We start from the raw sequence: 12,313 nt of genomic DNA on the forward strand, positions 1-12,313 counted from the left end.
TGTTTGCTACAGATACAATTGTTAGCAAAAATCCTACAGTAAAACTGTGCGATCGGATTGAAAAATAGTAATGATAACTTAATCGAAAAGTTTACTGCTGCATATCAGCCAGCTAATAGTATTTTTAAGTTAGCTCAGTTAGATGACAGCAAAGCTGCTTGACTTTGCAAATAATAAAAAATTAACTAGTGATTGTTGTCGGGGATAGATTGGATGAATAGATTAACCTTTTATGTAATTTTGTTGCATGGTTTGTTTTTGGGAGTAACAACCGCTAGTGCCAAGTCACCACCTGCAAACAGACTCAATACTGAGCTACCTACCGAACAAAAAGTAGATAGAGTTGCTGTTAGTACGGTGAAAGCAGGAGTGACAGAGCAGTCTGATAGCCGCCAGCTAACACTCGAACCCTTAAAGAAAGTCGGTAGTGATTCTTTGGCAAAAACTTCCAAGCAAGTTTGGGTAATTAATCAAAACCAACAGCCACAGCACCAAGGTTTTAAGTGGATAGTTCAAGATCCCAAACAAGCAGGACGACAACCATTTTTGCAAGCGGGAAAAACCCCAGAAAAGCCGAGTGAAAAGCCTAATTCAACCAGTAAACCAACTAAAAAGGATGATTTAGAACCGTTTGACGAAGTCGTCAAAGACACACAAAAGCAGCAGGGGTTGTTCACCCTTTATCGCCAAAAAGAGAAGAATAAAATTTATTTAGAAATTCAGCCAGATCAGCTGAATAAAAATTATCTAGCTACATCAACCTTAGAATCTGGCATTGGCGAACAAGGCATTTACAGCGGTATGCCTCTGCAAGATTTTTTGTTTTATTTTAAACGGGTGGATAACAACCTACAATTTTCTATCCGTAATGTCAATTTTCGTACCCGTGAAGGAGATCCCCAGGCGCGATCGCTTGTCCGTTCTTTTAGTGACTCTGTACTCTACACTATTCCCATTAAAAGCATTCATCCCGAACGCAAAACTCTGCTCATCGACTTAGGCGATCTTTTACTCACAGACTTAGCTGGCTTATCTTTGAGTTTGGGTATCCCTGGAAGTACAGACCAATCTTATTTTGGTAATGCTAAAGTCTTTCCAGAGAACTTAGAAGTTGAGTCGATTTTAAATTTTTCTGGTGCTGGCAGTAGCGGTCACGATAAGGAGGAGCTAAACTTCGAGTCGTTACCTGATAGCCGTGGCTTTACTCTGCGCGTTCACTACAGTCTTTCCCAATTACCAAACAACAAATACCTACCGCGCTTGGCTGACGACCGCGTTGGCTATTTTATCACTGCCTACCAAGACTTATCAAAAGATGATCGTGGCGACCCATTTGTGCGCTATATCAATCGCTGGAATTTGGAAAAAGAAGACCCCAAAGCCCCAATATCTCGACCCAAAAAACCGATTGTTTTTTGGATTGATAACGCTGTGCCTTATGAGTACCGCGATGCCATTAAAGAAGGGATATTAATGTGGAATAAAGCCTTTCTCAAGGCAGGATTTAAAGATGCCATCGAAGCTCGCCAAATGCCAGATAATGCCACATGGGACCCAGCAGATATTCGCTACAACACAATTCGCTGGATTAACACCATAGATGGATTTTTTGCTAGGGGACCATCCCGCGTTAACCCTTTGACTGGGGAAATTTTGGATGCAGATATCATAGTAGATGGCAGCTTTGTACGTGTACTGAAGAATGAGTATCGTCAAATAGTACAACCCAACCAGACACCAAACCGAACTTCCTTAACGGCGTTGATGCAAAATAATATGCTTTGCGTCAATAAGTTAGGAGGAAAATCTCAAGATAATCAAGAACAGCAAAAGCAAAAGCCGATGTTGAGCCGTCTAGCTCGACTTGCTGGTGAGTCCGATTTATGCTATGGCATGGAAGCCGCTAACCAGTTTGCTTTGGGTGCAATGGCTATGACACTTTTACAAGACAACACATCCACCCAAGACCAATTGAAAGAGTATATTAATCAATACTTACGCTTAATTATTGCCCACGAAGTAGGCCATACCTTAGGGTTACGCCACAACTTCCGTGGCAGTAACTTATTACCACCAGAGGAGCTGAACAATAAGCAAATTACCACTAATAGAGGTCTAACTGCCTCGGTGATGGATTACATTCCCCCAAATATTGCACCCCAAGGTACACAGCAGGGAGATTATTTTCCTAGTATGGTAGGGCCTTATGATGATTGGGCAATTCAGTACGGCTACATACCAACTCAGGCCACAACTCCCATAGCCGAAAAGCCGATTTTGGATGAAATTGCTGGGCAATCTGATAAACCAGAGTTGAGCTACTCTACAGATGAAGATAGGTATGACCTCGACCCAACATCTAATGCTTGGGACAATAGCGGTAATGTACTGCGCTATTCTCAATGGCAGCTAGATAATTCTCGCCTGATGTGGGATCGGCTCACCAGACGTTACCCAGTTGCGGGTGAGAGTTATAGCGATTTGAGCGATCGCTTTGGCTCTGTACTGGGTAACTATTTTCAAAATATTTTCTACACTACAAAATATATTGGTGGGCAATCTTTTTATCGAATTCATGCTAGTGAAACCCCATCTAGCAAGTCTGGTGTTCGCCAACGGCGATTACCATTTGAACCAGTACCAGTGGAACAACAACGGCAGGCATTAGAGACTTTGCAAAAGTATGTATTTGCAGAAGATGCTTTTAACTTCTCGCCAGATTTGTTGAATAAATTAGCACCTTCCCGTTGGTATCATTGGGGTAGCTATCCTTTAGTTGGGCGCTTAGATTACCCAATTCATGACTTAGTTTTGACCTTACAAAGTGCAGTTTTGGTGGACTTACTTTCAGGCGATCGCCTTTCCCGCCTCAAGGACATCGAACTCAAGAGTCCTCAAGGAAAATCCCTGAGTATGCCAGAGCTATTTGATACATTACAAAATGGCATTTGGACAGAAGTGCTGAAACCTCAAAGTAAAGCCCTAAAGATTTCCAGCCTGAGAAGAGGCTTACAGCGGGAATATGTGAATATCTTAAGCGATATAGTCTTACGCAAAGAATACGTACCAGAAGATGCACGCACCTTAGCTTGGTATAAAATACGGCAGTTAAATGAAAAACTTGCGGGAGTTAATTCTGACGATGAGTATACAAAAGCACACATTCTCGAAACACGCGATCGCATTGAAAAAATCTTAAATGCGCCGTTAAGAAGTAATTAGCTGGGTATGGGACATGGGGAGCATTATTCTCCATGTCCCGACCTTCTCTAGTTCCTAGCAAAATATATCTAAAATGCCCAAACAGGCTGAGAATTGGATTTAGATCCCCGACTTCTTCCAGAAGTCGGGGATCTCGACAGCCATTTGCTACCTCTGCCTTGCCTGCTTTTTTTTAACTACTCAATGCCTTTAAAAACCGTTGCAAACTCTTAAATACACCAGGCTTTTTCGCTGGTGTAGCGTCGGTTGTTGTTTGGGTTTGTCCTTTGATCAAAATGAGATCTAATTCATCACCGGATGGTTTTTTCGGTAAATCGGCAATTTTTTGATACTCGTCGTTTGTTTCCACCCAGATTTCCCATTGTCCTGGGTAGCAACGAAACACAGCAGTTTGATCGTCAACGGGACGTAGATAGTAGCAAGATTCGATGCTACCAATAAAACGTTCGCGAACTTGTCTAGCTGCATAGCCAAGCCCTACAACCCCATAATCTTCTAAACGAGGATTTAAGATAACTACAGGGCGATCGCCAATTTCTTGACAGAGTTTTTCCATCTGCGTGACTTCAACGGAACTAGGTGCAACAAATAGAAAAATTTCGTCTTCTGGCTGAACTTTTGATTCTATAGCAGTAGCCCTACCTGTGCCGATATCCTCAATTTTAAATTTTGCATCTGCCCATTCGCGGCGGGCTAGGGCCGCAGCACCAGCATCAGCAAAGAAAACCTTCAGACGGGAATCGTATTCGGCAAACGCAGGGAGAAAATCTTCCGCCACTAGCATAAATTTGAGTTCTGGGAACAAAAACTCAACTTGTAAGCGAGTATGGCCATCTGCTAAAGCAGCTTGGGTAGCTGTGCGAGATTGGGCGATCGCTTCTTCAAGACTCTTGGGAAGTTCAGTCATAGTTTGCATTATACTTTGGTGTCTACTTTTATTGTTTCAGGATTAGCTCTCCAAGTGTATGGAAAAGGGTGCCAAGACAATTTGCTACTAACCCAACAATTCGTATAGCCCAGTACTGTATCTGAGAAAGTAACTTTAGGCATGGCATTTTTAGATCGGGACTTACGCACGGGTCATAGAAAAACGTAGACACGAAGTGGTGACGGGGTCGCAGTCTTGGAGGACACTTGCGCAAAGTGTCCGTGACACGGAGGAATCAGAGTTTGAGAATTTTTTTGCGTAAGTTCTATAGATCGCTTTTTCTTCGCATGGGAAAGACAACTAACGATTTGCACTTGCATCACAAGCTTTCATCACCATTTATCCGCAGTTAATTAGTCATTTTCCAACCAAAGATAAATCTGGCGTCAGCCTTTGCAAAACCTGCTTTAACACCATCGCCGTCCAATCTACATCAGCTTCAGTAGTCTCCCGCCCCAATGTCATGCGAATACCGCCCAAGGCGGCTTTTTCCGAATAACCCATTGCCAACAATATTGGACTAGGGCTAAGTTTCCCACTGTGACAAGCAGCGCCAGCACTAATCCCAATCCCTGCCAGATTTAATTGTCTGACTAAAGTTTTACCGCTAAGTTTTTCTCCATCGGCAGATTCTAAACAAAAACTTAGATGGTGCGGTAAGCGGCGATCGCGATCGCCTGTAGAAATTAAACCAGGAATATCAGCTAATTGAGCAAATAAACGATCGCGTAATTGAATTAAGCGGGGTGTTTCTATGGGCATTTCTTGGGCTGCTAGTTCGGCGGCTACACCAAAACCAGCAATTACAGGTGTGGCTTGAGTACCAGAACGTAGCCCCATTTCTTGTCCACCACCACCAAATAAGGGTACTAACTCTACACCAGGACGCACATACAACGCCCCTGCACCTTGCGGCCCATATATTTTATGACTAGATAGGCTAAGTAAATCTACGGCCAGTGTTTGCACGTCAATTGGCAAGCGTCCTACAGCTTGCACAGCATCTGTATGGAACAATGCCCCATGCTTGCGGGCAATATTTCCCAGATCTGCGATCGCTTGGACTGTGCCTACTTCACTTTGACCGTAAATTACAGATACCAAGACTGTATTATGACGTAATGCGGCTTGTAAATCTAAGGGGTTGACTCTGCCTTTCATATCTACCGCTAGACGAGTTACTTCCCAACCCCACATTTCCAACAACCGTGCAGTTTCAGTAATTGCCGAATGCTCAATGCTAGAAATAATGATGTGTTGGGGAACATTGTACAACCGGGCAACGCCCATAATCGCTAGATTATCTGCCTCAGTCCCACCAGAGGTAAAGATGATAGATTCCGCAGCAGAAGCGTTAATTAATCCAGCTACTTGGATTCTGGCTTGTTCTAAAATCGTCGCTGCTCGTTGTCCCCACTCATGTAAACTCGAAGGATTGCCCCACTGTTGAGCGAGAACTTTTTGCATAGCTGCGATCGCTTCTGGGCGAGTGGGAGTTGTAGCACTGTAATCTAGATATATTTGCATATCACCAAATAAAGGAGTGAAGACTCACGCTTGCAGCAGATTGCCTATAGTTTCAGCATATACAGTTAGTTACTTAATCCTGAACATCTCTCGATAATTCTGCATCTATAGGTGTATTTTTTGCCCAACTTGTAAAGCTATTTTTCTATTTATTTGGACATACTTGTTTTTGGGAATAATGAATATGTTCACGTTTTACCCATTTTTAGCAGATTACTGTGCAACCTTTTCCCAGCCTCAAGTATTATTTTATATTTTTTCTGATATTTACCATTGCTGCTTGCCAAAAAGTCCAGTCTTACAATAAACGTCCAGCACCTTTACCACAAGACCCATTTATTCAAGTTTACTTTAACCATTCTGAGTCCTCAGAATTTAGAGAACCTTACCGTCAGCAAACTCGTCTGGGCAATAATTTAGAACAACAGATTGTCAATGCGATTTCTCAAGCTAAGTCTACAGTAGATGTAGCTGTTCAAGAATTACGTTTACCTCAGGTTGCCCAAGCACTAGCAGACAGAAAAAACGCTGGGGTAAAAGTCAGATTAATTTTAGAAAATAACTATAGCCGTCCTTGGAGTAACTTAACATCTGATGAAGTAAATAAGTTAGAAAAAAGAGAACACGAACGCTATAACGAATTTCGTAAATTTGTAGACCTTAACCAAGATAATAAACTTAGTTCTGAAGAAATTAATCAAAGAGATGCTTTAGCGATTGTACAGAATGCCAAAGTTCCTTGGATAGATGATCGAGCCGATGGTTCAGCAGGTAGTAGTTTAATGCATCACAAATTTGTGATTGTAGATCATCGTATTGTGATTGTAACTTCTGCGAATTTTACATTGAGTGATACCTTTGGAGATTTTAGTAATCCCAGTAGTTTAGGCAATGCCAATAACTTCTTACAAATTGATAGCCCAGAATTAGCATCTTTATTTACAGAAGAATTTAATATTATGTGGGGTGATGGGCCAGGAGGAAAGCCAGATAGTTTATTTGGTTTGAAAAAACCAGCGCGGTTACCAAAAACTATCTCTTTAGGTAAAACTAAAATTACCGTACAGTTTTCTCCTACTTCCCCAACTCAACCTTGGAGTCAAAGTACTAATGGTTTAATTGCCAATACTTTAGAATCAGCTACTAACTCTGTTGATATGGCATTGTTTGTATTTTCCGATCAGTTACTTGCCAATATCCTAGACAATCAACATCAAAAAGGCGTAAATATTCGCGCTTTAATTGAACCAGAATTTGCCTATCGTTCTTATAGCGAAGCTTTGGATATGATGGGGTTTGCTCTTGCTGATAAATGTAAATATGAAGTAGATAACCGTCCTTGGCATAACCCTATTACTAGCGTTGGCGTACCCACCTTACCAAAAGGTGATTTATTACACCACAAATTTGCTGTTATTGATGGAAAAACAGTAATTACTGGTTCGCACAATTGGTCTGAAGCAGCCAATAATGGTAATGACGAAACCCTAATAGTAATTGAAAGTCCTACAGTTGCAGCCCATTATATACGTGAGTTTGCCCGCCTTTACACTAATGTCAAACTTGGTTTACCGACTGCAATTCAACAAAAAATTGCTGCTGAAGCTAAACAATGTCCGCAAATAAAAACTCCTACCTCAATTCCTAACCAAGTATTTAAAAAGATAAATATTAATACTGCTACGTTGGAAGAATTAGTAACTCTACCAGGTGTAGGTAAAAAGTTAGCACAGCGAATTATTATTACCCGTCAGCAGCAAAAATTTATATCTTTACAAGACTTAGAAAGAGTCCCAGGAATTAGTCATAAGATGATAAATAAATTGCAAGATAATGTGATTTTGTAGCAGATGATATGTCAAAAATCAATAGCTATTAAACCAGATAGAAAACCTGAATCATTTATAAAAAATTTAAGTACTGTATAGTAAGCACTGCCTACTATATGTAGATTTTAATAGTTACTACCTATGGTCTATTTCCAAATTAAATTATTATCACAACTCAGATAAAATTTTGTATAAGAGCCTATTTATAAAGTAAATATTCCGCAACAACGATATTTTAGTAAAGCTTAAATCGTAGGGTGCGTTATAGCAACGCTTAACGCACCGAGAAAGATGGTGCGTTACGGCTAAATAATCACTCTCTCAAACTCCCAAATCCTTGCATAGCGGTAACACACCTGACTTAATATTTATTTTATAAATGGTTTCTAAAGTAAATATTCCGCACCAATGATATTTTAGAAGAGCGTGATGATCGCCGTTGGGAGTTAGATCCGATGTCTTCTGAAGATTATCAAGACCGAAAATCTGAGCCTGAGCAAGATTAAGTATTATTTAGTACAACTAATATCTATACACCCCACCTCACGTTTTGATATAGCGGCGGTGGGGTGCTTTCATTAGAGGTAATTTTACGGTGATTATTTAAAATTCTTATAGCCAGATGGTGGCGGTTTCACTAATTCTATGCCATCTTTGTGTAGAATTCCGTGTAAATATTGAGTTATCATGATATCAAAATATACTGTTTCTCAAATCAAAAGAGAGAGTAATTGTCTTAGAAACCTCAAACTTTTGTTGCTTTTCAATGCTGTATCGTCCGTAGTTCTATTTGGGAATGCTGCTCAGGCACTTACATTTAACTTAGATGGGGGAACGGACTTTACCTTTAATGCAGATGCAACAACTAGATCTGGAGTTGGAACTGCTAATGGTAACATCAATAAGGCTACTGGAAATGCTGGTTTTAACAATTTTTTCACTTCCAACTATGGACTACTGGGGGCGCTTGACAGTGGTTTGGCAAACAGCACGGCCTTTGCCCAAGGATCTTCTAGCGCTCAGTCTAATAATTCATTCGCTTTCACTAGTGCCGACTTAGCTGGCAATAATATTCAGGTCTCTTTTAGCTATGCATTTAGTGGAACTTCAGGAAACCCTGGAAATGACAATGTGCAAGTACTTTTTTTCGACTCTGTTAATGGGGATACTATTGCGGTTGGCAATCTAATAACCACTCTGGCTCCCAATGGTTTGTCATCTCAAAGTTTTGTAGTAGATAATAGCCTTTTAACGGCTAACACACCATACAACCTGATATTTCAGTTAGCTGAGGCTGCTGACGGAAATACCAGAAACACTGCATTTGGCTTTGATGATATACAAATTTCTGCTGTTCCTGAACCTAGTGATCTGTTAGGACTATTAGTAGGAATTGGTTTTTTCTCCAAGCTAATTTATAAATTTAAATCACAATTAAAATTTAATACATCAAAGCTGTAAATTTTCTCAGTTAATACTTAGCTTAGTAAGATTAATCCATAGATATATCTATGGATTAATTTTTATATATTTAAATTTATCGAAATTAGCCAAAATGAAATGTTGTGCTGAACTATATTAGAGAAATCATCGTTGTAAAAGGTCTATCGATAATCTTTATTTTTGAGATCCTTAATAAAGAATAGTCAATTTACGTATTATTACGTATAGACTTTTTTGAGTTTAACTATTTAAATAGCCAACAATAAGCTATAAAAACCTATCTATGCATTTATATGGAAACTACAAAATTTTATTTTGGAGAAGAAGCTTTTCAACTGTATAGTTATTTATGTCACGCTGTAATATCATATCTGTGAACTCTTACCATTTAAACAAACTTAAAAAGTGATTAATTTTGAATTAGTAAGGAGATTACGAATTAAGGAGTATTTATTCACTCAATTTATGATTTAACACCTGCCTTATCGTTTAATATGAAAGCCTATCAATATAAATTTTTTTTTCTAATAAGAAATGTTCATTTCTGGTTATTAGGATTAGCAGTAAGTTTAATAACCATTAACTTAAGTCTAGTTTCAAGAACTAGCAGTACGGAGATTTTATTGATAAATTTTCTATTTTTAGCATTTATATGTTTTTTAATCAAAGAGAAATACCATAGCTTAAATCTAGAAAGTGGCGCTATTTCTAGCTTTTTAGGTTTCTTACTCATTGCTTTAGTCTTTCTAAGTAATACAATTCAGATAAATTTTGGTTTTTTATTCCCGTTGTATCCTTTGATTTCTGGCTTCGGACTTGCACTGTTAGCTTCTGGCTTTAATGGCTTAAAACAATATCAGGCAGAATTGCTAGCATTGTTTGGACTTAGTACACACAGATTATTATCTATAAGTGCTAGCGATATATCGCTCCTCACAGCTAAATTCTCTACTTCTATTCTTTGGTATACAGGGTTTAAAGTGGCTCGTTCTGGAGTTAATGTTATATTGCCAACTGGGAGTATAAAAGTATATCCTGCATGTGCCGGGATGAGCGTTATCCTTAATTTGTTGAGTTTAGCATTACTTTTTATCTTAGTTTTTAATATAAACTGGAAGCAAAAACTTCTTGTATCAATGGTAGCTGCAATCTTTGGATTTGTTGTTAATGGAGTACGAGTTGCACTTATGGCCATCCTAGTAGCACAAGGCGATAAGCAAGCATTTGAATATTGGCATCTTGGAGATGGTTCCCTTATCTTTGGAATGATTAGTGCACTACTTTTTGGCTGTTTCTGCTGGGTTTTACTAAGTTGGAATCAACAAAAAAGTCAAAATTCTATGGAGTCTTAAAAGTGAAATTCTGGAATCAAACCCGTATTTCCTTATTAGCTTTAACTTTTGTTACAGGATTGTTAGTTACAGGAAAAGTTATTTTACTTCCCAGCCTAGATAAACCAAAAATTAACGCCTTTATTTTTCCAGAAGCAGTACCTTTACCACAATGGCAACTCAGTTTAAGTGCACCTTTAAAAACACTTGACGGGGAACATCCAGAACTTGTTGCCCAAAAGCATTATCGATATATAGAAAATAATTTGCCTGTAGATATCGAAATGCGCTATTTACAGAATTTATACAATACAGATGTTAATTTCCTTGTCGAGCAATATACTTCCATCAAATCTTCTGCTACTTTGCGTCAAAAAGAAGGAATTGGCTATTACGGTCTAGGAATAGATCAGCAGCGAGCTTACCTTAGTGCTTGTATTAATCCACGAGGTGGTAGTACCTTCACTCATGCACAGTTTAGAAATAACAGATATATGAACGACGTGCGCTTTGAACGTTTATTGCTTTTATTAAAAGGTGAGGAGCCACTTTTAGATAAGCGTTGTCTTTGGGTACATATGTCAATTCCTGTTCAAAATTCTTCACCTGAAGCTGCCTACCAAGTTCTAGAAAATATTTGGTTTTCTTGGTATAAGTGGTGGCAGCCACGATTTCCTAAATCTTAACTTTAAGTACAAATACATCTTGGAATTATCTGTAAAATTATGACAGAATCAACCATATATAAACTAATTGATGTAGAAGTATCAAAACTGAACAAATCAGTAAATTCCTTAATAGGAATAATTAACATTTGTCGTTTGGTTGGCTACAGTCTGTTAATATTAGTATTTTTCGACTTAATTGATATATTTTTTCCATTACAAATTATGAACCCTGTTTGGGAATTTCAAACAATGGGAGCGCTAGTAGAACGAGTAGCTATACCCTTAGTTGCATTAGTGCTAGTATTATCTGGCAAGTTAGAAAATCGTTTACGGTGGGAATTGCCTATCTTAGGTTTATTATCTAGATTAACTTTGTTAGTGGGATTATTGTATATATTACTTATTCCTTTAGGTGTTAGTGATAGCATACGTCTGTATAATAGCAATCTTGAGCAATTTAACAAAGAATATAGCCAACAAGTATTTCAGACTAATCAGGTTGAAAAGCAGCTAACCCAAGCTACACCCGCAGAATTAGATAATATTCTCAAGCGCCAAGGCCGCTCTTTAGATGGTAAAAATCCTCAAGATGTAAAAAAACAAATCCTCTTAGGAATTAATCAAGCTAAACAACAAATAAAGACACAAGCAGAAGCCAAAAAGTCTTTTGTAAATCTGAAGTTGCTTAAGAGTTCTGTGAAATGGAATTTAGGAGCTTTAATTTCTGGATTTTTGTTTATTGCTATTTGGAAAGGAACTGTCTGGGCTAGAGGGGGTGAGGGATACTCATAAGATTTATCTACAATACAGTGCATTCCACTCTTCTAGAGTGACTAGAAAAAAGCAAAGCCTGCGTAAGTAGGTTTTGCTTTTTTATGGATTTTGGGGTAGTTAATACTTGCGCATACCGCCAATTAGCGCACAGATCTAAGAAAAACTGGTTTAAATGGTACAGATTTGAGCTATGCTAAAGTTAGTCTAGCTTTTGTCTGTCAATCAGACCTAGCTCAAGCCAATCTCTGTAGAGCAAACTCGAGTTCGAGAATCTAGCGGGATAATTTTTTTACCAATCTCAGAGAAGCTGGCTTATGTGGATCAGACCTCAGTTATGCCGACTTCAGCGGTGTAGTTCTCCTCAAGACTGACTTCAGTGGGGCTAATTCACAATAATAAATTGCTGATGCTGGCTTGAGAGGAGCAACTATCTGTTGATGTCGCAGACAAAAAATAGCGTCGATGAGAGTGTAACCTCTATCCTCTGTTTTTCAATCTGCCAATTATCCTGCTTGTCCTGTGTAATCCTTACTCCAGCTAATACCAATTCACGAAAAGCCTGATACAAATAAAGCGTCAAGAATAAAATCC

The 12,313-nt window shown here is 38.8% G+C and carries 8 protein-coding genes and 1 pseudogene; 7 read left to right on the forward strand and 2 right to left on the reverse strand.

Going from position 1 to position 12,313, the window contains the following annotated elements:
- Nucleotides 1–213: 213 nt before the first annotated feature.
- Complete coding sequence (locus BV375_RS18760; RefSeq protein WP_086763066.1) at nucleotides 214–3,222, forward strand: zinc-dependent metalloprotease; 3,009 nt, start codon at nucleotides 214–216, stop codon at nucleotides 3,220–3,222.
- Nucleotides 3,223–3,394: 172 nt separating this feature from the next.
- Here the strand turns inward: BV375_RS18760 and BV375_RS18765 are convergent, their stop codons facing one another.
- Nucleotides 3,395–4,129 carry a DUF1995 family protein gene (locus BV375_RS18765; protein ID WP_086763084.1) on the reverse strand — a complete coding sequence of 245 codons (735 nt, stop codon included), beginning with the start codon at nucleotides 4,127–4,129 and terminating at the stop codon, nucleotides 3,395–3,397.
- Nucleotides 4,130–4,507: 378 nt separating this feature from the next.
- On the reverse strand, nucleotides 4,508–5,677 hold the full coding sequence (locus tag BV375_RS18770; RefSeq protein WP_086763068.1) for a cysteine desulfurase family protein: 1,170 nt from the start codon (nucleotides 5,675–5,677) through the stop codon (nucleotides 4,508–4,510).
- A gap of 218 nt (nucleotides 5,678–5,895) precedes the next feature.
- Between BV375_RS18770 and BV375_RS18775 the strand changes: the two genes are divergently transcribed.
- The 6 genes and pseudogenes from BV375_RS18775 to BV375_RS18795 all read left to right on the forward strand — a co-directional run bounded on the left by BV375_RS18775 (nucleotide 5,896) and on the right by BV375_RS18795 (nucleotide 11,740).
- Nucleotides 5,896–7,524 carry a phospholipase D-like domain-containing protein gene (locus BV375_RS18775; RefSeq protein ID WP_086763070.1) on the forward strand — a complete coding sequence of 543 codons (1,629 nt, stop codon included), beginning with the start codon at nucleotides 5,896–5,898 and terminating at the stop codon, nucleotides 7,522–7,524.
- A gap of 383 nt (nucleotides 7,525–7,907) precedes the next feature.
- Nucleotides 7,908–8,012 (forward strand): annotated as a pseudogene (locus tag BV375_RS38200) (DUF6335 family protein); the annotation flags it as partial.
- Nucleotides 8,013–8,193: 181 nt separating this feature from the next.
- Nucleotides 8,194–8,967: a PEP-CTERM sorting domain-containing protein gene (locus BV375_RS18780; protein WP_086763072.1), complete on the forward strand. Its 774-nt coding sequence runs from the start codon at nucleotides 8,194–8,196 to the stop codon at nucleotides 8,965–8,967.
- Between the two features lie 476 nt (nucleotides 8,968–9,443).
- Nucleotides 9,444–10,301 carry a cyanoexosortase A gene (gene crtA, locus BV375_RS18785; RefSeq protein ID WP_086763074.1) on the forward strand — a complete coding sequence of 286 codons (858 nt, stop codon included), beginning with the start codon at nucleotides 9,444–9,446 and terminating at the stop codon, nucleotides 10,299–10,301.
- 2 nt (nucleotides 10,302–10,303) lie between these two features.
- On the forward strand, nucleotides 10,304–10,966 hold the full coding sequence (locus BV375_RS18790; protein WP_086763076.1) for a cyanoexosortase A system-associated protein: 663 nt from the start codon (nucleotides 10,304–10,306) through the stop codon (nucleotides 10,964–10,966).
- A 39-nt stretch (nucleotides 10,967–11,005) separates the two neighbouring features.
- Entirely contained in the window at nucleotides 11,006–11,740 is a 735-nt protein-coding gene (locus tag BV375_RS18795) for an HpsJ family protein (RefSeq protein ID WP_208099147.1), read from the forward strand.
- Nucleotides 11,741–12,313 lie beyond the last annotated feature (573 nt).

The sequence above is a fragment of the Nostoc sp. 106C genome (assembly GCF_002154725.1).
GTDB lineage: Bacteria > Cyanobacteriota > Cyanobacteriia > Cyanobacteriales > Nostocaceae > Aulosira.

What these genes read in the sequence shown, in the direction of transcription:
- BV375_RS18760 (WP_086763066.1), top strand. Translation starts at nt 214, where the DNA reads ATGAATAGATTAACCTTTTATGTAATTTTGTTGCATGGTTTGTTTTTG.
- BV375_RS18765 (WP_086763084.1), bottom strand. Translation starts at nt 4,129, where the DNA reads ATGACTGAACTTCCCAAGAGTCTTGAAGAAGCGATCGCCCAATCTCGC.
- BV375_RS18770 (WP_086763068.1), bottom strand. Translation starts at nt 5,677, where the DNA reads ATGCAAATATATCTAGATTACAGTGCTACAACTCCCACTCGCCCAGAA.
- BV375_RS18780 (WP_086763072.1), top strand. Translation starts at nt 8,194, where the DNA reads ATGATATCAAAATATACTGTTTCTCAAATCAAAAGAGAGAGTAATTGT.
- BV375_RS18795 (WP_208099147.1), top strand. Translation starts at nt 11,006, where the DNA reads ATGACAGAATCAACCATATATAAACTAATTGATGTAGAAGTATCAAAA.
- crtA (WP_086763074.1), top strand. Translation starts at nt 9,444, where the DNA reads ATGAAAGCCTATCAATATAAATTTTTTTTTCTAATAAGAAATGTTCAT.